Here is a 20,529-nt window from a genome sequence, read left to right as displayed (position 1 = left end):
GCCCTCACCCTAACCCTCCCCCGCTGGGCGGGGGAGGGGATAAGCACTTAATCGGAAAGGCGACGGCAGTCCCTCCCCCGCTCAGCGGGGGAGGCTAGGTGGGGGCAGTCGAAGCCGACACCTCACACCCCCCGCCACTCTCCCTCCACCCAAGTCCCCTTCACCGTCAAATCCGCCCGCAGCAGCACCAGATCGGCCCGCCAGCCCGGCACGATCCGTCCGCGTTCGCCGTCCATCCCCAAAAACTCCGCCGGATAGAGCGACGCCATCCGCAACGACTCCTCCAGAGGCAGGCCGATCAAAGTCCCGGCATTGCGCACCGCCGTCACCATGTCGAGGTCCGCCCCCGCCAGCGTCCCGTCGGCCAGCACCAGCCGGCCGTCGCGCCGGTAGATCGTCCGCCCGTTCAGTTCAAAGCTGTCGGCATCGGTGCCGGTCGGCGGCATCGCGTCGGTCACCAGCATCATCCGACCGCGCGGCCGGGCCGCCAGCGCCGCCCGCATCATCAGCGGATGGACATGGTGCCCGTCGGCGATCAGCCCGCACCAGGGCCGCCCGTCACCCAGCGCCGCCCCGGCCGGACCCGGCTGGCGGTTGGCGATGCCGGGCATCGCATTGTAAAGATGCGTCACCCCGCGCACGCCGAGATCGAAGGCTTCGACCACCCGCTCGGCGCTCGCCATCGTGTGACCGACCGACAGGATCACCCCGGCGGCCATCAGCCGCGACAGCGCGGCATCCTCCACGCATTCCGGCGCCAGGGTCAGCAGCACCCGCCCGCCCGGCATCCGCGCCGGCAGCCCGCCGATGAAGTCCAGATCGCCCTCGTCCGGCGCGCGGACGAAGCGCGGGTCATGGGCGCCGACCCGCTGCGGGCTGATGAACGGCCCTTCGAAATGGATGCCCAACACGCCGCTGCCGGGCTGCGCCACCGCTTTCACCGCCGCCTCGGCGGCGGCGCGGTGGCAGTCGGGGGTGTCGGTGATGATGGTCGGCAGCAGCCCGGTGGTGCCGAATCGTCGGTGCGCCGCGGCGATCGCGAGCGCCCCCTCCGCCGTCGGCTGCCCGTTGAACAGCACGCCGCCGCCGCCATTGACCTGGATGTCGAGGAAGCCGGGGGCCAGCAGGTCGCCCGCCTCCAGCGCCACCGTCCGGTCGACCTCCGGCGCGTTGCGGCCGGGCGCCACGATGTCGAGGATGCGGCCATCGCCGACCAGCAGGCTGCGGCCGTCGAGGATGGTCTCGCCCGTGAAAATCCGGGCACCGGTCAGGAGCTGTCGCATCAGACGGTCTTCGTCACTTTGGCAAGGTTGGGCGGGCTGTCGGGGTCGATGCCGCGGGCCAGCGCCAGTTCATAGACCGCGCCGTAGAAGCTCTGCAACGCCGCCAGCGGTGCGGCCTCCGGTGCAATCCCCGGCAGGCTGGGCAGCAGGGTGGTTCCGGCAAGTCCCGCTTCGGTGGTGGCGACGGCGGCGCCCAGCCCGACGATGCGTTCCACCACCGCGCGGGTGTGGGGTTCCGCCGCGTCGGCCTGGGTCAGGGCCAGCACCGGGAATCCGGGACCGACCAGCGCCAGCGGACCGTGCACGACCTCCGCCGCACTGAAGGCCTCGGCATGCAGGCGGCAGGTCTCCTTGAACTTCAGCGCCATCTCCAGCGCCGCCCCGAAGCCGACTCCGCGCCCCAGCACATAGAGGTTCTGTGCGGTGGCGAGCGGCATCAGCGCCGGTTTCCAGTCCAGCGCCTGGGCTGCCGCCAGCGTGTCGGGCAGGGCCGCCAACGTCGCCTTCAGCACCGGATCATCCTGCCAATGCGCCACCAGTTGCAGGTAGGCGGCCAGCGAGGCGATGCAGGATTTCGTCGCGGCGACGCTGCGCTCCGGCCCGGCCGCCAGCGGCAGGAAATGGTCGCACATCTCCGCCAGCGGCGAGTCCTCCGCATTGACGAAGCCGACCACCAGGGCACCGCCGACCTTGGCCGCCTCCACCAGCCGCAGCAGGTCCGGGCTGCGCCCCGACTGCGAGACGGCGACGAACAGCGCCCCTTCCAGGCTCAGATGCCCGCCATAAACCGAAGCGATCGACGGCCCGATGGAGGCTACCGCCCGGCCAATCCGCGTTTCGATCAGGTATTTGCCGTAGGCCGAGGCATGGTCGGAACTGCCGCGGGCGCAGGTGACGACGAAGCGCGGCGGTTCGCGGCGCAGGCGCGCGCCCAACTCGGCGAAGCCGGCGCCGCAGCGCGCGATCTGCCGGGCCACCGCGGCGGGCGCCTCCGCCGCCTCCACCGCCATCAGGGGAGTGGTGCGGGACGGCTTGAAATCAGGAATGCCCGGATCGGTCATGGCGGCGCTCGCGATTGGCTGGTATAGATACCAATGTAAGACCTTCTTGCGCCGGAGGCCAGCGTCCATTGGTGGAATCGCTTCACGACGACAGCCGCAATGCGGAAAAGAAAAGCGGCACGACCCGGATAAGGTCGTGCCGCCCGATGAAACCAGTCGAATACCATGCAGAGAGTGGCCTATTCCGCGGCGCGCCGTCCGCCCGGCAGCATGCCGGTCATGGCTCCGGCCAGCGCGTCAGCGTCATTGCCGACGATCAGGTCGATGCCATTGGCGCCCAGCCCCATCACCGCGCGCACGCCGGCCCGTTTCAGCGTCTCGGCATTCGTCTTGCCGGCGTCGCCCAGTTCGACCCGCAGGCGGGTGGTGGCGAAGGCGGCCAGCGTCTTGATGTTGCCGGCCCCGCCCAGCGCCTCGGCGATGCGGGCGGCGCGGTCGGTCGGCACAGGCGCCGCAGCCGGAGCGGAAATGGTCTGCGCCGCGACCGGTGCCGCCACGCTGGCCGGCCCGTCCGCCTCCGAACCTGCGCTGTGCAGATACTCCTGCATTTCCGTCTTCAGATTCTCCGACAGGGTGCCGAACACGGCCTGCACGCTGTCGCGCACCCGCAACACGCCCGACGCGCCCATATTGCGCAGCTTGCCCTCGTCGACGCGCCCCGGATCCTTCACCACCACGCGCAGGCGGGTGATGCAGGCGTCCAGATTGCTGATGTTGCCCCGCCCGCCGAATGCCAGAACGAGGTCGCGCGCCCGCTCGCTGCCGGTTGCGGTGCTGATGCCCTCTTCCGTCGCGTCCTCACGGCCGGGGGTCTTCAGGTTCAGCGCGAGGATGGTGTAGCGGAACACGACATAGTAGATCGCCGCATAGACCGGCCCCAGGATCAGCACCAGCCACCATTTCTGCGAATAGGGGCTGAGCACGTTGAACAGCACGAAGTCGATGCCGCCCTGGGAGAAGGTGAAGCCCATATGGGCGCCCAGCGAGTTCATGATGAACTGCGAGGTCGCCGCCAGCACCGCGTGGATCAGGTACAGAACCGGCGCCAGGAACAGGAAGCTGAACTCGATCGGCTCGGTGATGCCGGTCAGGAAGGAGGTCAGCGCGGCGGAGATCATGATGCCGCCGACGCGCACCCGGTTCTCCGGCTTGGCGGCATGCCACATGGCGATGGCGGCGGCCGGCAGGCCGAACATCTTGAACAGGAAGGCGCCGGACAGGATGCCGGCGGTGGGGTCGCCGGCGAAATAGCGGTTGATGTCGCCATGGACCACCTGCCCCGTTGCATCCTGGAAGGACCCGATCTCGAAGAAGAAGGGCACGTTCCAGATATGGTGCAGGCCGAAGGGGATCAGCAGCCGTTCGACGAAGCCGTAGATGGTCGCGGCCAGGCGAGGGTCGTTCACCGCCGCCCAGTGCGAGAAGCTGTTGATGCCGCCCTGGATCGGCGGCCAGACCACCGACAGCACGACACCCAGCACGATGGCGGCCAGCGCGGTGATGATCGGCACGAACCGCTTGCCGGCGAAGAATCCCAGATAGGCCGGCAGCGCGATCTTGTAGAAGCGGTTGAACATCGCCGCCGCCAGCCCGCCGGCCAGGATGCCGCCGAACACGCCGGTTTCCATCGACTTGATGCCCATGATGGTCTTCGGCTCCATGCCCCAGACCCCGGTCATCACGCCCAGCGTGGCGAGCATCACCACATAGCCGATGGTGGCGGCGATGGCCGACACGCCGTCATTCTCGGTGTATCCCAACGCCACGCCGATGGCGAAGATCAGCGGCAGATTGCCGAAGATCACATCGCCCGAATTCTTCATCAGCATCGACAGCAGCGGCGGCATCCATTCGAAATTCGCCGCGCCGATGCCCAGCAGCAGACCGGCGACGGGAAGAACCGCCACCGGCAACATCAGCGACTTGCCGATTTTCTGTAGAAACGCAAAGGGGTTCAATGCCATGGCGGCTCTCCCGCAAATTGTCCGGCGGCGGCGACATCGTTTGCTCAGGACAGAATTACAACCTGACCCATGCTCTGGTTTCACGACATAGGCGACATAGTGAATCGGGCAAGCTTGCGGCTTATCCCCGATGCGTCGGCTGGGGCGCGGATTGGCCGCAGGCTTCCGCCTTTCCCGGACAGGATCTTTCGCTAACATATGATGAGAATTCCGCTTGGGCTATGCGGCGTCTGCGCACAGACGGCGTCCGACATGGTGACGCCCGCTCCGGTCCAAGCGATAAGAATAGAGGATCGAACCATCATGACCGCGATCACGCTTGCAGCCCCGCTGGCCGGATGGGCCATGCCGCTGACCGAGGTGCCCGATCCCGCCTTCGCCCAGGGGCTGGTCGGAACCGGCATGGCCATCGACCCGACGGTGAACGAGCTGCGCAGCCCCTGCGACGGCATCGTGCTGTCGGTCCACCGCGCCCGCCACGCCTGCACCGTCCGCACCGCCAGCGGCGCGGAGGTCCTGCTGCATCTGGGCGTCGACACCGTCGGCCTGAACGGCGAGGGCTTCACCGCCCATGTGCAGGATGGGCAGTCGGTGAAGACCGGCGACCGCCTGATCAGCTTCGACATGGATCTGGTGGGAAGCCGGGCGCAGAGCCTGGTCAGCATGATGGTCGTGGTGAATGACGGCTATACCGTCGACGGCCAGTCGGTGGACCGCGAGATCGCGGCCGGCGACGTCGCAATGACCGTCCATGGCGGCAGCGGCGCCGATGCCGCCCCCACCCCGGCTGCCGCTCCGGTCGAGTCGGGCGAGACGGCCGAGCGCACGGTCTCGCTGCGCATCGCCCACGGCCTGCACGCCCGCCCCGCCGCGGCCTTGGTCGCCGCCGCCAAGGCGCATCCCGGCACCGTCACCATCCTCTGCCGCGACCGCAGCGCCAATGCCAAGAGCGTCGTCGCCCTGATGGGGCTCGGCACCGTGCTGGGCGACCGGCTGACCATCCGCGCGACCGGTCCCGGCGCACAGGGCGTGGTGGAGAGCATCGCCGGCCTGATCGACAGCGGCCTTGGCGACCCCGTCGTCGAAGGCGTCGCCGCTCCGGCTCCTGCTCCCGCCGCCACCCCGGCCCTAGCCCAACCAGCCGCCGAGAAAGACATCGGGCCACCCTTCGCTCCCGGCGAGGAGGCGCTGTTGAAGGGCACCATCGCCGTGCCGGGACAGGCGGTCGGCAGCGTCGTCCGCCGCTTCCGCAGCGGCGTGCGCGTGACGGAACAGGGCGCCGGACCCGAGGTCGAGGAGCCGCGATTGCATCAGGCGCTGGAGCGCGTGATCTCCAGGCTGGTGGACTCGGCCAAGCGCATGCCGGACCACGCCGCCATCTTCCAGGCCCACCGCGAAATCCTGGACGATCCCGAACTGCTGGACAGCGCGCTGACCGACATCCGTGCCGGCAAGAGTGCGGAATGGGCGTGGCAGCGCACGGCGCAGATGCAGGCCGATGCGCTGGCCGGTCTCGCCGATCCCCGCATGGCCGAACGCGCCGCCGACTTGCGCGACCTGGAACAGCAGGTGCTGACCGCCCTGTCGGGCAAGGAGCCGTCGGCCGGGCTGGCGGACCTGCCGGCCGGCACCATCGTGCTGGCCGACGAGATCCTTCCCTCCGACCTCGCCGGGGTTCCGGCCGGTCGGCTGGCCGGCATCGGCATGGCCCATGGCGGTCCAACGTCCCACGCCGTCATTCTGGCCGCCGCGCTCGGCGTGCCGACCGTGGTTGCGCTGGGCCGGCAGGCGGAACGGGTGCCGGACGGCGCCCCCGTGGTGCTCGACGGCAACCGCGGCGAGCTGCTGGTCTTCCCGCCGGAGGACATGCTGGCGACCACCCGCACCGCCGTCGCTGCCCGTGCCGCCCGGCGCGAGGAGAACCGCCGCACCTCCCGCGAGGACTGCCGCATGGCCGACGGCACCCGGATCGAGGTGTTCGCCAATCTCGGCCGGGTCAGCGACGCCCCCGGCGCCGTGGTGGAGGGGGCGGAGGGCTGCGGTCTGCTGCGCACCGAATTCCTGTTCCTGGAACGCCAGTCCGCCCCGACCGAGGATGAGCAATACCAGCAGTACCAGCAGATCGCCGACGCGCTGGAAGGCCGGCCTCTGGTGATCCGCACGCTGGACGTCGGCGGCGACAAGCCGCTGTCCTACCTGCCGCTGCCGAAGGAGGAGAACCCGGTGCTGGGCCTGCGCGGTGTCCGCGTCGGCCTGCGCGAGCCGGAGCTTCTGCGCGCGCAGATCCGCGCCATCCTGCGCGTCAAGCCGGCCGGCGTCTGCCGCATCATGGTGCCGATGATCGCCTCGCCGTCCGAACTTTTGGCGGTGCGGACGATGGTGGACGAGGAGCGGGCCAGGCTCGGCCGCGCCGAACCGATCGAGCTGGGCGCGATGATCGAGGTGCCGGCCGCCGCCCTGATCGCCGACCGCATCGGCGCGGTGGCGGATTTCCTGTCGATCGGCACCAACGACCTGACCCAGTATGTGCTGGCGATGGACCGCGGCAACCCGCATGTGGCGGCGCAGCTCGACGCGCTGCACCCGGGCGTGCTGCGGCTGATCCGGCTTGCGGTGATGGGCGCGAAGACCCACGACCGGGTGGTGGCGGTGTGCGGCGGCTCCGCCTCCGACCCGATGGCGGCACCACTGCTGATCGGGCTTGGCGTGACGGAGCTGTCGGCCACCCCGGCGGTGATCGCCGACCTGAAGGCCTTCATCCGCACCCTGCGCCTGGAGGATTGCCGCCGCGTCGCCGAAGCCGCACTCGGCACCGACAGCGCCGCCGAAGTCCGCCGTCTGGTCGCGGAGACGTGGCTGGGGCTTTGAACGATTGATTGCCGCATAAAACTCCCTCTCCCGCCCTGGGAGAGGGCACCTGTACCATCACACCCGTCCGACCCTGAGCATCACCGCCGCCTGCCGTCCGCCGTGCCAACGGGAGGCACCGCGGGCGGCGGCGCGCATCGCGGCGATGCCGATCAGTGAGGCGGCGACGAACAGTCCCGGCTCCAGATCGCCACGCACCAGCAGCGCCGCTCCCAGCCCGACGATCAGCACCCGATAGACCGTCTCGCAGAAGCCCAGCCCGGCAAGGAATCCGTCGGTGCAGCCGAAGCTGTCCGCGCCGGCCAGCCGGGCGAGCTGCGACCGCCCGCCGATGGCGCTCGCCGGCCCGGTGGCGCCGACCGCGATCATCGCCGCCAACGCCGCGATCCCGGCCAGCGCCATCGCCCCCATCAGCGGGTTCAGCAGCGTCAGCACCGCCAGATGGACCGGTGCCCATACCGCTTCCAGCAGCCACAGCCGCTCCAGCAATCCCGCCGGCGCACCGGACACAGCGCCAGGCGGCACCAGCTGCGCCAGTTCGCGCGATTGGCCGAAGTCCAGCAGCGCATGCAGGGCGAATAGTCCCAGCGCAATGGCGACCAGCAGAAGCAGGCTGCCGTCGTCGGCCCCCGTCCACAGGGCGTCCTGCAGCGGCCGGGCATAGAGCGCGCTGCCGGCCACCAGCAGGTTCGCCGCCGCCCCGAACAGGATGCTGCGGATCAAAGCCGACCGGTTGATGGCGGCGGTACGGGCGATGGACGACGCCATATCGGACGCTCGCGTTCGAAAGGGTAGGACCGAAGACGGGTTCCGTTTTCCATGCGCCCCGACAGGGTTGGGAGCGTCCCCGCGGGCGGGCGGATAAGCAGGCTGGTCAATCGTTGACAGGCTCATGCGGGCTACGGCCGGACGGCCGCTCCTGACCTTGGGGAAAGTTTGGGGGACCTTGGTGGTCCCCGTGGAACTGCGCAGCGACCGCGGCTGTCACATGCCCGGCATCATGCGTGGGAAAATTTCCCACATCAAGCGAAAAGGTGATTCCCTTTCGGCCCCGCCGCGCTATTGTCGCATCGGCAATAGAGACAGCCCCAACCGCCGGAGTGTCAGGCGCGTGCCCACCCGCAGCCCCCAGCCAGACCGCCCCAGCGAGGCGGGCATCACCGGGGCGGCACCGCCGCCGGCGCTGCTTTCGGCGGTGCGCCGTGTGCTGGTCCCGCTGGTGCGGACGCTGATCGGCTTCGGCATTTCCTGGCCGATGCTGGCGACCCTGCTGAAGTCGGTGTATGTCGAGGTGGCGGAGCGTGGCTTCGCGTTGCCCGGAAAGCCGATGACCGACAGCCGGATCACCCTGCTGACCGGCGTCCACCGCAAGGACGTCAGCCAGATCCGGGGCGCTCCGCCGGCTGCGGAAGCCGCCGCCGCCGCCGCGCCGTCGCTGGGGTCGCAGGTGCTGAGCCGCTGGCTGACCGATCCCGGCTTCCTCGATGCCGCCGGCCGCCCCCGCCCCTTGCCCCGCAGTTCCGCTTCGGACCGCGAGCCCGCCTTCGAGACGCTGGTGACCGGCATCAGCAAGGACATCCGCCCGCGCGCCCTGCTGGACGAACTGCTGCATGCCGGGCTGGTAACGGAACGGCCCGACGGCCTGCTCGACCTTGCCGAGGCAGCGCATGTGCCGCGTGGCGACCTGGACAAGCTCGCCTATTATTACGGCCGCAACCTCGCCGACCATCTGGCGGCGTCCGGGCATAATCTGGCCGGCGGCACCCCGCCTTTCCTGGAGCGGGCGCTGGCCTATGACCGGCTCAGCCCCGATTCCATCGCCGCCCTGCGCCGCGAAGCCGACCGGCTGGGCATGGCGATGCTGGTCGAGCTGAACCGCATGGCGGCGGATCTCGCCGACGGCGATGCCGGCCGCGACGACGCCAGCCACCGCTTCACCGCCGGCCTCTATCTCTATGACGAGGACGAGACGCCCGTTCCTGCGCAGCAACATGCCGGCTCCGGCGGGGGAGCAGGCGCATCGTGACACGCAAGCCCCTCGCCCGAACCCTGCTGCTGACGCTGCTGCTGGCCGCCGGCTGCGGTCCCACCCCCTCCCCTGGCCGGGATGACGGGCTGGCGGACCGCGGCATCGGCGGCACCGGCGTGTCCGTGACCGACCGCGGCATCGGCGGCACTGGGATCGGAAGCACCGGCATCGTCGGCACGGTCACCGCGTTCGGCAGCGTCTGGGTCAACGGCCTGCGGGTCGATCTGCCGCCGACCACCACCGTGCGGATCGAAGGCCGTCCGGCGCAGCCCGGCGATGTCCGCATCGGCCAGACCGTCGCCATGACCGCCGCGCCCGGCGGGCCGACCGGCCTGACCGCGCAAACGCTGGACGTGCGCTTCGCCGTCGCCGGCCCAGTGGACCGGACGACGGCCGGCGGCGCGCTGGTGCTGGGCCAGCGCATCGACCTCGCCGAGGCCGAGGGCACCACCGCGCTCACGCCCGGACGCTGGGTTGCCGTCTCCGGCCTGCGCCGTCCCGACGGCGTGATCGACGCCAGCCGTGTCGATCCCTGGGATCCGGCGCGCGGCTGGGTTCTTCGCGGCCGGCTCGATGCCGTCACGCCGAAGACGCTGACCGTCGCCGGCCTGACGCTGTCCCGCGGCCGGGGGCTCGACGGCAGACTGCCGGAGGTGGGCGGCATGGTGCGCGTCACCGGCGCTGCCGCTGGAAAAGCCGATGGCAGTGCGGCGCTGACGGTGGAGCCCGATCCCTTCAACCCCTTCGGCACCACGGTCGGCGCCCTGTCGGTCGAGACCTATGTGGACGGCTCCGGCCAGACCGTCGCGCCGGGCGGACCGCGCATCGACCGGGCAAGCGGCATCGCCGCGCCGGCACGGGTGGTGATCGACAGTGTGGTCACCACCGGCGGCGGGTTCGGCGGCGGACGGGCCTTCGGCGCGCCGCATCTGGGCGGCCGGTCGCTGCCCGGCACCGATCCCGCCGACCGCGCCGCCGGTCTGGGCGCGGGCATGCGGCCAGAGGGCATGCGCTCCGACGGAATACCGGGACCGGACGCGCCCGGCATGGAGGGGCCGGATGGTCCGATCGACGGCCTGCGCTCCCGTCCCGGAGCGGCGCCACCCCCCGGCCCCGTTGGCGGTTCCCCCGGTCCGGGCGGTACATTCGGCGGTCCCGGCCGCGGACCGGGCGGCGGTGTTCCACGTGGCGGCGGTTCTCCGCACAGCGGCCCCCGCGGCGGATTTGGCGGCGGCCCTGATGGAGGACCGGGTGGTGGCCCCGGCGGCAGGGGCGCGCGTTTCTAAGCGCGTTTATTTTAAATTACGGTCAAATACTTCCGCAGTCCTCATGCGGCATTTTGATCCATGCTTCGAATTTATCTGCATTCTCAAACACGCAGTTTTAGCATATTAATATATCAACGCCGGAGAGATGCCGTCGCGGACCATGCCGGCCGCTGTCAATAGGGGCTGAGCCGAAAGGACGATTCGGTTTCCATCAACGTCTTTGGCTCACATCCAGACCTCTTTCCGGACAGCGCCCGTCCCGCGACGGCTCGAACTCTTCGCACAGACAGGAATCGACCATGATCACGCTCCTCTCGCGGCTGTCGATCCGCGCCACCCTTGGACTTGTCATCGCCGCGCTGGGCCTGCTGCTGATCGCCACCAGCAGCCACATGCTGGTCGACGTCGTAGACCGCACCCGCAACGCCCACCGCGTCGCCACGCTCAGCGAGACCAGCCGCGACCTGCTGCGCACGCTGCTGGCGATCCGTCTGGAGCGCGGTCTGGTCGGCCCGGCACTGGGGGCGGAGGAGCCGGCCGGCGATGCCGAACTGCGCGACATCGCCGCCAACCGCGCGGTGGCGGAGGCTGGTTACGCCGCCATCGCCGCCAAGCTCGCCACTCTCGACCTGCCCGGCCTGCCTTCAGCGGCCGACAAACTGCGCGCCACCCACGACACGCTTGCCGCCCTGCGCCAGCAGGCCGATGGCGCGGTGCGCCAACGCAAGGCCTCGCGCGATCCGGCGGTGGCGGACGCCTGGGTGACGGCGCCGGTCGCCTATCTCGACGCGCTGACCGCCGCCACCGACCTGCTCGACGGCTCGCTGAAGCTGGCCGATCCGGTGGTCGACCATCTGCTGGGCATCAAGCGCGCCGCCTGGAACACCCGCCTGAACGCCGGCGGCATGGCGCTGCGCATCCAGACCGCCGTCGCCACCGGTCAGGCCTGGACGCCTGCCGACGCGCAGGCGGTGGCGGAGGCCATCGGCCGCACCGTGCAGGCCTGGGCCCTGGTCAAGGAATCGGCGTCCCGCCCCGACACGCCGGACTCCATCCGTGAGGCGGTCGAGAAGGCCAAGGTGAATTTCGAAGGCCCACTGGTCGATCAGCGCAAGGCGGTGCTCGCCGCCCTTGCCGAGGGCCGTCCCTCGCCGGTGGAGATCGGCACGCTGCGCCGGCAGGACACCGCCAGCCAGGGCTACATCGTCGATGCCGCGCTGGCGGCAGTGGACCGGATGGTCGTCCGCTCCGAATCGCAGGCCGCGAGCGCCACCCGCGACGCCGTCATCGCCGGCCTGCTGGTGCTGGCCGCCGTGCTGCTGACCGTCGCCGGCATGGTCGTCGCCAAGCGCCGGGTCAGCGACCCGATCCGTTCGATGACCGAGGCGATGCGCCGTCTGGCCGACCGCGACATGGCGGTGGCGATCCCCGGCCTGGGCCGCGCCGACGAAATCGGCGGCATGGCGGCGACCGTCACCGTCTTCCGCGACAGCATGATCACCGCCGACCGTCTGGCGGCGGAACAGGCCCGCGAACAGGCCGCCAAGGAGGCGCGGGCCGCCCGGCTGGAAGCGCTGATGCGCGACTTCGACGCCAAGGCGATGCACATCGTGGAGACCGTCGCCTCTGCCGCCACTGAGATGCAGGGCACCGCCGGCACCATGTCCACCACCGCGACGCAGGCGAGCGCCCAGGCGACCGCCGTCGCCGCGGCTTCCGAACAGGCGTCGGCCAACGTGCAGACCGTGGCCTCGGCGACGGAGGAGCTGTCGGCCTCCATCCATGAGATCGGCCGTCAGATCGCCGCCTCCACCCGCATCTCGGGCGAGGCGGTGACCCAGGCCGAACGGACCAACAGCACCATGCGGATGCTGGTGGAGGCGGCGGACCAGATCGGCCATGTGGTGGAGATGATCAACACCATCGCCGCGCAAACCAACCTGCTCGCGCTGAACGCCACCATCGAAGCCGCGCGTGCGGGTGAAGCGGGCAAGGGCTTCGCCGTCGTGGCGGGCGAGGTGAAGGCGCTGGCCAGCCAGACCGCCCGCGCCACCGACGAGATCCAGGCCAAGGTGAAGGAGATCCAGCAGGCCACCGGCGGCGCCCAGGACGCCATCGCCGGCATCGGCCAGACCATCGGCCGCATCAGCGAGATCACCACCACCATCGCCGCCGCCATCGAGGAGCAGGGCGCGGCCACCCGCGACATCGCCGGCAACGTGACGGAGGCGGCGCGCGGCACCACCGAGGTCTCCTCCACCATCGTCGGCGTCAACCACGCGGTGCTGGAAACCGGCTCCGCCGCCACCGAGGTGCTGGACGCCGCCAGCAGCCTCGCGCGCGAGGCCGAGACCCTGCGCGGCGAGGTCACCAGCTTCATCACCGCCGTTCGCGCGGCGTGACGCCGGTGCCAGTCAGCCCGGTACCGGCCAGCATGGTTTCCTGAACCGCCATCACCGCCGCACCGATCACCCCGGCGCTCTCGACCTCCGGCACATACTGGATGTCGAGATGCCGGGTGGAGAGGGCGAGCGAGCGCTGATAGACGCTCTGCCGGATCGAGGCCAGCAACAGCGGCCCGATCCGCGCGACACCGCCGCCGATGAAGATGTGCGACGGGTTGAAGAAATTGACCACCGCCGCCAGCATCCGCCCGATATGGCCGCCAGCCTGCTGCACGATGGCATTGGCCGCCGCGTCGCCCGCCCGGCTGGCATTGCCGAGATCGACGGTGGTGAGATGCCCGTTCCGCTCCAGCACCTCCATCAGCCGTGGACTCTCGCCGGCGCGCGCCGCGTCCTCCGCCATACGGGCGATGGCCGGGCCGGCCGCCATCGCCTCGACGCAGCCGGCATTGCCGCAATGGCAGACGGGCCCGTGGGGATCGACGCAGATATGCCCGACGTCCCCCGCCGACCCGTCGCGCCCGCGATAGACCATGCCGTGGCAGATGATGCCGCAGCCGATGCCGGTGCCGACCTTGATGACCAGGAAGTTCTGAAGCTGGCCGCGCAGGCGCCAATGGGTGCCCAGCGCCATGATGTTCACATCGTTGTCGACGAAGACCGGCGCGGCATACTCCTCCGCCAGGCATTCGCGGATCGAGAAGCTCTCCCACCCCGGCAGCAGCGGCGGGTTGACCAGCATGCCGCTGCCGAAGGCGACGGGACCCGGCACGCCGACGCCGATGCCCAGCACCCGCGCCGGCCCGATGCCCAGCCGCTCCCGCGCCTCGCGCAGCAGCGTCCGCACCCGTCCGAACACCGCCACCGGCCCGTCGCGCACATCCGCCGGTTCCGACCGGTGGTCCAGCACCGTCATGTCGGGGGCGAGCAGCGCCACGTCGACGCTGGTGGCGCCGATGTCGATCCCCGCCAGCACCCCCATCCGGTGGCTCAGCCGCAGCACCTCCGGCCGCCGCCCGCCCGAAGACGGCTGCACCCCGCCCTCCTCGATCAGTTCGCGGCCGATCAGGCTGGAAATGGCGAGGTTGGCCTTGCTCTTGGAAAAGTCGACCGACGCCGCCAGTTCGCCGCGCGACAGCCCACCGGCCCAGAACAACCGCTCCAGCAGGGCGCGCTCGCCGTCCGACAGACGTTGCCAGTCAACCATCGGGGAGTGCCTTTCTAATTCTTGCGGGGTTAGACCCCCACCTAACCTCCCCCGCTGGGCGGGGGAGGGACTGCCGCTGTGCACCGACAAAGGTCCAATCCCCTCCCCCGCCCAGCGGGGGAGGGTCAGGGTGGGGGCAAGAGTCCGCACTTTCCACCACCCCATCCCTACCACACCCACCCCACTTTTGCCAAATTATGTTCGAAGTCGTCCATTGTCTGTCCAAAGCACCGGGCTTACCATCCGCTCAACGAACGAAGCGGCGTCTTGCGGGACGACACGCTCCGCGATGGGAGAAACGTCATGGACGGCATCCGCCCCGCCGCAACGCGGCCGGTGGAAAGGCCGTCAGGGGGTGCGGAGCCATGAGCCTGCATGTCGCCTTCGACGGCATCACCAAGGAATTCGGTTCCGTGCGCGTCCTGCACGGCGTCGGCTTCGACCTGCATCCCGGCCGGGTGCATGGGCTGCTGGGCGAGAATGGCGCCGGCAAATCCACGCTGATGAAGATCCTCGCCGGCTATCATGCGCCGACCTCCGGCACAGTTCGCATCGATGGCGAGCCGGTAACGTTCAAAAACTCCCGCGACGCCGAAAAGCGCGGGATCGTGCTGATCCACCAGGAACTCAGCCTCGCCGACGACCTTACCGTCGCCCAGAACATGTTCCTCGGCCACGAGATCAAGCGCGGCTGGCTGCTCGACGACCGCGCCATGCGCGCGCGGGCAGCCGAAGCCCTGCGTCAGGTCGGCTTCGACGGCGACCCCGACACCAAGGTCCGCGACCTGATCGTCGCCGAAAAGCAACTGGTGGAGATCGCCAAGGCGCAGTTGCGCAACGCCCGCCTGCTGATCATGGACGAGCCGACGGCCAGCCTGACCCCGTCCGAATGCGACCGGCTGTTCGGGCTGATCGAGCGGCTGCGCCGGGACGGCGTCACCATCGTCTACATCTCCCACAAGCTGGACGAGGTGGAGCGTATCACCGACGAGGTGATCGTGATGCGCGACGGCCGCTTCGTCGCCCGCGCCCCCACGGCGGAAACGCCGCGTCAGCGCATGGCGACGCTGATGGTCGGCCGCGAGCTGACCGACATGTTCCCGGACAAGCACGTCCCGGCCCTCGGCAAGCCGCTGATGGCGGTGCGCGGCCTGACCGTGCCCGGCTGGGCGGAGGATGTCGGCTTCGACCTCCACCCCGGTGAGATCCTGGGCTTCGCCGGTCTGGTCGGCGCTGGCCGCACAGAACTGTTCGAGGGCATCCTGGGCTTGCGCCCGCGCAGCGCCGGAACCGTCGAGATCGGCGGCCGCCCGGTTCGCTTGCGCAATCCGCGCGAGGCCATGCGCAATGGCCTGACCTATCTCAGCGAGGACCGCAAGGGCAAGGGCCTGCATGTCGGCATGAGCCTGCGCGACAACCTGACCCTGATGACTCTGCGCCACCACGCCCACCCGCTGCTGTCGCCGGCGTCGGAGGACCGGGCGCTGGAGCATGCGGTGACCAGCTTCGGCATCCGCGGCGATCCGCAGGGAAAGGCATCGTCGCTCTCCGGCGGCAACCAGCAGAAGCTGGCCATCGCCAAGTTCCTGGAGCCGGACCCCCGCGTCTTCGTGCTGGACGAGCCGACGCGCGGCGTCGATGTCGGCGCCAAGCGGGACATCTATTTCCTGATCGCGCGGCTGGCCGCCGAAGGGCGCGGCGTGATCGTCATTTCATCGGAACTGATCGAACTGATCGGGCTCTGCCACCGGGTGATCGTGATGCGCGGGCGGCGGGTGACCGCGACCGTGCCCGCCGACCGGCTCAGCGAAGAGGAGTTGATTGCCCATGCCATCGGGACAGATGCCAGCGGGACCGACATCAGCACCCACACCCGCCCCAACACCCGCTGCTGAGGTCCGTGCGGTGTCCGCCCGAAAGCCGGCGCGCCGCTTCGACCCGCACCGCTTCGGCCCGGTCGTCGGACTGGTTCTGCTGCTGGTGATCGGCACGGCGCTGAACCCGGATTTCGCGACCTGGGGCAACCTGATGAACGTGCTGACCCGCACGGCCTTCATCGGGATCATCTCCATCGGCATGTGCTTCGTCATCATCTCCGGCGGCATCGACCTGTCGGTTGGGTCGATGGCGGCGCTGATCGCCGGCAGCATGATCCTGGTGATGAACGCGCTGGCCGCGTCGGTCGGCTCCCCGGTCGCGGTGGTGGCCCTCGGCGTTTTGTTCGCGCTGCTGCTGGGCGGCGGTTTCGGGCTGGCGCACGGTTTTCTGATCACGCGCGGCCGGATCGAACCCTTCATCGTCACACTGGGCACGCTCGGCATCTTCCGCGCGGTGCTGACGTGGCTGGCCGACGGCGGCGCCATCACGTTGGACAACGACCTGTCCGACGCCTACGGCCCCGTCTATTACGGCAGCCTGCTGGGCCTCCCGGTGCCGGCCTGGGTCTTCCTGGCGGTGTCGGTGGCGGGAGCCGTTCTGCTGAACCGCACCGCCTTCGGTCGCTATGTCCAGGCCATCGGCTCCAACGAGCAGGTGGCGCGCTTCGCCGCCGTGGACGTCGACCGGGTGAAGCTGCTGACCTACGGGCTGCTCGGCGTCTGCGTCGGCATCGCGACCGTATTGTATGTGCCGCGCCTCGGGTCCGCCTCCCCCACCACCGGACTGTTGTGGGAGTTGGAGGCCATCGCCGCGGTGATCGTCGGCGGCACCTCCTTCAAAGGGGGCGAGGGCCGGATCGCCGGGACGGTGATCGGTGCGGTCCTGCTGTCGGTCATCAGCAACATCCTGAACCTGACCAGCATCATCAGCGTCTATCTGAACGCGGCGGTCCAGGGCTGCGTCATCATCGCCGTCGCCTTCCTGCAGCGCCGGCGCCCGTAAGAAACGACAAGGAGGAGAAACGTCATGTCGGAAGTTGCTCGTTATACTCGACGTGTTGTGCTCGGCGCCGGCCTCGCCATGGCCGCGACGGTGGCCCTCGGCGGCGGCTTCGCCCTGGCGGCCGACACCGTCAAGCTGGGCGTCAGCATTCCCGCCGCCACGCACGGCTTCACCGGCGGCATCGTCTGGTGGGCCAATCAGGCGAAGGCCGAGCTGGAAAAGGCTCATCCCAACCTGAAGATCACCGTCAAGACCGCCAGCGGCGCACCGGAACAGGCGAACCAGCTTCAGGATCTGGTGACGGTGACCGGCATCAATTCGCTGGTCATCTTCCCCTTCGAATCCGCCGCCCTGACCCAGCCGGTGATGCAGGCCAAGAAGAAGGGCGTCTATGTCACCGTCGTCGACCGTGGCCTGACCGACACCAGCGCGCAGGACGCCTACATCGCCGGCGACAACACCGCCTTCGGCCGTATCCCGGCCGAATACATCGCCAAGAAATACAACGGCAAGGCCAACATCGTGGCCCTGCGCGGCATCCCGACCACGCTTGACAACGAGCGGTGGGAGGCCTTCACCGGCGTGCTGAAGCAGTATCCCGACATCAAGATTCTCGACGGCAAATACGCCAACTGGAACCGTGACGACGCCTTCAAGGTGACGCAGGACTTCCTGACCCGCTTCAAGGACATCGACGTCATCTGGGCCGCCGACGACGACATGGCCTTCGGCGTGCTGAAGGCGATCGAGCAGGCCAAGCGCACCGACATCAAGGAGGTGTTCGGCGGCGCCGGGTCGAAGACGATGGTGAAGACCATCCTCGACGGCTCCAACCCACTGATCCACGCCGACGTGTCCTATTCGCCGAAATTCATTTACGACGCCATCAAGATGACCGCCGAAGCCCGCCTGAAGGGCGACAAGCTGCCGGCGACCCACATCATCCCGTCGGCGCTGATCACCAAGGAGAACGCCAAGGAGTTCTACTTCCCGGATTCGCCGTACTGATCCTTGGTGACGTTAGACCCCCACCTAACCTCCCCCGCTGGGCGGGGGAGGAACTGCCGCTCCTCTCCCGCCAAAGCACTTGTCCCCTCCCCCGCGAGAGCGGGGGAGGGTTAGGGTGGGGGCAAGTGGCCGTACCCCCCAATAACCGGGGAGCCAAAACCCATGAAGACCATCAAAGGCCCCGCGATCTTCCTCGCCCAGTTCGCGGGCGACGCCGCCCCCTTCAACTCGCTGGACGCCATCGCCCGCTGGGCCGCCGGCCTCGGCTTCAAGGGCGTGCAGATCCCCAGCTGGGACCGACGCCTGTTCGACCTGCAAAAGGCCGCGACCAGCAAGACCTACTGCGACGAGGTCAAGGGCACCCTGGCCGATGCCGGCGTCGAACTGACCGAGCTGTCCACCCACTTGCAAGGCCAGCTCGTCGCCGTCCACCCCGCCTATGACGCGCTTTACGATGGCTTCGCCCCGGCGGAGGTCCACGGCCGCCCCGATGCGCGCCAAGTCTGGGCGGTGGAGCAGTTGCACCTCGCGGCCAAGGCATCCGCCAACCTCGGCCTGACCGCCCACGCCACCTTCTCCGGTGCGCTGGCCTGGCCCTACCTCTATCCCTGGCCGCAGCGCCCGCCGGGCCTGATCGAGACCGCCTTCGACGAACTGGCGAAGCGCTGGCGCCCGATCCTCGATGCCTTCGACGAAGCCGGTTGCGATCTCTGCTACGAGATCCATCCCGGCGAGGACCTGTTCGACGGCACGACCTTCCAGATGTTCCTCGACCGCGTCGGCGGGCATGAACGCTGCAACATCCTGTTCGACCCCAGCCATTTCGTGCTGCAGCAGCTTGACTATCTCGGCTACATCGACGTCTTCCACGACCGCATCCGCATGTTCCACGTCAAGGATGCGGAGTTCAATCCGACCCCCTGGCAGGGCGTCTATTCCGGCTATGCGCCGTGGAAGGACCGGGCCGGGCGCTTCCGTTCGCTGGGCGACGGGCAGGTCGATTTCCGCGGCATCCTCTCCAAACTGACCCAGTACGGCTTCGACGGCTGGGCGGTGCTGGAATGGGAATGCTGCATCAAGCATCCGGAGCAGGGAGCCGCCGAAGGCGCCCGCTTCATCCAGGATCACATCATCCGCGTCACCGACCGCGCCTTCGACGACTTCGCCGACGCCGGCACCGACGAGGCGGCCAACCGCCGGATTCTCGGTCTGGGGAAAGGGGCAGCATGAGCCCGGATCAAATGCCAGCCCAATCGCCCGCCTCCGCGAGGCGCTTGCGGCTGGGCATGGTCGGCGGCGGCCAGGGCGCCTTCATCGGCGCCGTCCACCGCATCGCCGCCCGCATCGACGACCGCTATGAACTGGTCGCGGGCGCCCTGTCCTCCGACCCTGAGCGGGCGCGGGCCAGCGGAGCGGAGCTGTTCATCGCCCCCGACCGCTGCTACGACGACTTCCATGCGATGGCTAGGGCGGAGGCGGCACGGCCCGACGGCATCGACGCCGTCGCCATCGTCACGCCGAACCACCTACATTACCCGGCCGCGAAAGCCTTCCTCGAGGCCGGCATCCACGTCATCTGCGACAAGCCGCTGGTCCACACAGTGGAGGAGGCGGAGGAGTTGGCGGCCTTGGTGCGCAGCCGCGACCTCGTCTTCGTGCTGACCCACAATTACAGCGGCTATCCGATGATCCGGCAGGCCCGCGCCATGGTGGCGTCGGGCATGCTCGGCAAAATCCGGGTGGTGCAGGCCGAGTATGCCCAGGACTGGCTGGCGACCGATCTGGAGACCAGCGGCCAGAAGCAGGCCTCCTGGCGCACCGATCCCGCACGCAGCGGCATCGCCGGCTGCATCGGCGACATCGGCACCCACGCCTTCCATCTCGCCGAGTTCGTCACCGGTCTCCACTGCACCGATCTCGCCGCCGACCTGACCGCCTTCGTGCCCGGCCGGCGGCTGGACGACAACGCCCACATCATGATGCGTTTCGACGGCGGCGCCCGCGGCATGCTGTGGGCGAGCCAGGTCAGCCCCGGCACCACCAACGGCCTGCGCCTGCGCGTCTTCGGCGAGGCCGGTGGCCTGGAATGGCAGCAGGAGCAGCCCAACGAGTTGCGCTTCACCCCGCTAGGCGAGCCGACCCGCACCCTTCTCCGCGCCGGTGCTGGCAGCCTGTCCGCGGCCTCCTCCATCGCCCGCACCCCGGCCGGCCATCCGGAAGGCTATCTGGAAGGCTTCGCGCAAATCTACCGCGACGCCGCCGACCGCATCGCCGCCCGCCTGGACGGCCGCCCGGCCCCCACCGACGTGCCCCTGCCGACGGTGGAGGACGGGCTGCGCGGCGTGCGCTTCATCCATGGCGCAGTCGAGTCCAGCCGGCGCAATGCCGCGTGGGTAAGTTTGGCGGTTTAGTTCCCTCTCGCGCCCAAATCCCCCTCTCCCCCCCGGGGAGAGGGTCGGGGTGAGGGGCGCACTGCGTGGCTTTGCAAGAAATGCAAGGCGCCGCATATCCCCCTGATCCTCCCAATGCGTCCCCCCCCCCCCAACCCCCTCCCCC

14 protein-coding genes are annotated in these 20,529 nt (G+C 69.5%); 9 read left to right on the top strand and 5 right to left on the bottom strand.

Annotated features, from left to right (window positions below; translation table 11 throughout):
* Positions 1 to 122 precede the first annotated feature (122 nt).
* The 3 genes from nagA to ptsG form a co-directional block, all read right to left on the bottom strand.
* Positions 123 to 1,283: an N-acetylglucosamine-6-phosphate deacetylase gene (gene nagA / locus TSH20_RS21065; RefSeq protein WP_109156261.1), complete on the bottom strand. Its 1,161-nt coding sequence runs from the start codon at positions 1,281 to 1,283 to the stop codon at positions 123 to 125.
* On the bottom strand, positions 1,283 to 2,344 hold the full coding sequence (locus TSH20_RS21060) for an SIS domain-containing protein (RefSeq protein WP_109156260.1): 1,062 nt from the start codon (positions 2,342 to 2,344) through the stop codon (positions 1,283 to 1,285). Before TSH20_RS21060 ends, nagA begins: the two co-directional genes overlap by 1 nt.
* 179 nt (positions 2,345 to 2,523) lie before the next feature.
* Complete coding sequence (gene ptsG, locus TSH20_RS21055) at positions 2,524 to 4,308, bottom strand: PTS glucose transporter subunit IIBC (protein WP_109156259.1); 1,785 nt, start codon at positions 4,306 to 4,308, stop codon at positions 2,524 to 2,526.
* A 303-nt stretch (positions 4,309 to 4,611) separates the two neighbouring features.
* On the opposite strand from ptsG, the gene ptsP reads away from it, so the two are divergent.
* The gene (ptsP, locus tag TSH20_RS21050) at positions 4,612 to 7,176 is read left to right on the top strand and encodes a phosphoenolpyruvate--protein phosphotransferase (RefSeq protein ID WP_109156258.1); all 2,565 of its coding nucleotides are present in this window, start codon (positions 4,612 to 4,614) and stop codon (positions 7,174 to 7,176) included.
* Between the two features lie 57 nt (positions 7,177 to 7,233).
* On the opposite strand, the gene TSH20_RS21045 is transcribed toward ptsP, so the two are convergent.
* Positions 7,234 to 7,944 carry a hypothetical protein gene (locus TSH20_RS21045; RefSeq protein WP_109156257.1) on the bottom strand — a complete coding sequence of 237 codons (711 nt, stop codon included), beginning with the start codon at positions 7,942 to 7,944 and terminating at the stop codon, positions 7,234 to 7,236.
* Positions 7,945 to 8,287: 343 nt separating this feature from the next.
* On the opposite strand from TSH20_RS21045, the gene TSH20_RS21040 reads away from it, so the two are divergent.
* From TSH20_RS21040 to TSH20_RS21030, 3 genes are all read left to right on the top strand, one after another.
* Positions 8,288 to 9,202 carry a DUF6502 family protein gene (locus TSH20_RS21040; protein ID WP_199231953.1) on the top strand — a complete coding sequence of 305 codons (915 nt, stop codon included), beginning with the start codon at positions 8,288 to 8,290 and terminating at the stop codon, positions 9,200 to 9,202.
* Positions 9,199 to 10,491, top strand: coding sequence for a DUF5666 domain-containing protein (locus TSH20_RS21035; protein ID WP_247871297.1), 1,293 nt, complete (start codon positions 9,199 to 9,201; stop codon positions 10,489 to 10,491). The genes TSH20_RS21040 and TSH20_RS21035 overlap by 4 nt, the downstream gene beginning before the upstream one ends.
* A 281-nt stretch (positions 10,492 to 10,772) precedes the next feature.
* Positions 10,773 to 12,875 (top strand): HAMP domain-containing methyl-accepting chemotaxis protein, encoded by a 2,103-nt coding sequence (locus TSH20_RS21030; protein ID WP_109156255.1) that lies wholly within the window; start codon positions 10,773 to 10,775, stop codon positions 12,873 to 12,875.
* Here the strand turns inward: TSH20_RS21030 and TSH20_RS21025 are convergent.
* Entirely contained in the window at positions 12,853 to 14,085 is a 1,233-nt protein-coding gene (locus tag TSH20_RS21025) for an ROK family protein (protein ID WP_109156254.1), read from the bottom strand. The genes TSH20_RS21030 and TSH20_RS21025 overlap by 23 nt on opposite strands.
* A 365-nt stretch (positions 14,086 to 14,450) precedes the next feature.
* On the opposite strand from TSH20_RS21025, the gene TSH20_RS21020 reads away from it, so the two are divergent.
* The 5 genes from TSH20_RS21020 (at position 14,451) to TSH20_RS21000 (ending at position 20,384) form a co-directional block, all read left to right on the top strand.
* Positions 14,451 to 15,980: a sugar ABC transporter ATP-binding protein gene (locus TSH20_RS21020; RefSeq protein ID WP_109156253.1), complete on the top strand. Its 1,530-nt coding sequence runs from the start codon at positions 14,451 to 14,453 to the stop codon at positions 15,978 to 15,980.
* A 10-nt stretch (positions 15,981 to 15,990) separates the two neighbouring features.
* Positions 15,991 to 16,965, top strand: coding sequence for an ABC transporter permease (locus TSH20_RS21015; RefSeq protein ID WP_247871296.1), 975 nt, complete (start codon positions 15,991 to 15,993; stop codon positions 16,963 to 16,965).
* Between the two features lie 24 nt (positions 16,966 to 16,989).
* The gene (locus TSH20_RS21010; protein WP_109156251.1) at positions 16,990 to 17,973 is read left to right on the top strand and encodes a substrate-binding domain-containing protein; all 984 of its coding nucleotides are present in this window, start codon (positions 16,990 to 16,992) and stop codon (positions 17,971 to 17,973) included.
* 162 nt (positions 17,974 to 18,135) lie between these two features.
* Positions 18,136 to 19,203 (top strand): sugar phosphate isomerase/epimerase, encoded by a 1,068-nt coding sequence (locus TSH20_RS21005; RefSeq protein ID WP_109156250.1) that lies wholly within the window; start codon positions 18,136 to 18,138, stop codon positions 19,201 to 19,203.
* Positions 19,200 to 20,384, top strand: coding sequence for a Gfo/Idh/MocA family oxidoreductase (locus tag TSH20_RS21000; protein ID WP_247871295.1), 1,185 nt, complete (start codon positions 19,200 to 19,202; stop codon positions 20,382 to 20,384). Before TSH20_RS21005 ends, TSH20_RS21000 begins: the two co-directional genes overlap by 4 nt.
* The last annotated feature ends 145 nt before the right edge of the window (positions 20,385 to 20,529 follow it).

It is taken from the genome of Azospirillum sp. TSH20 (assembly GCF_003115935.1).
Lineage (GTDB): Bacteria > Pseudomonadota > Alphaproteobacteria > Azospirillales > Azospirillaceae > Azospirillum.
This window is presented reverse-complemented; position numbering and strand designations above follow the sequence as displayed.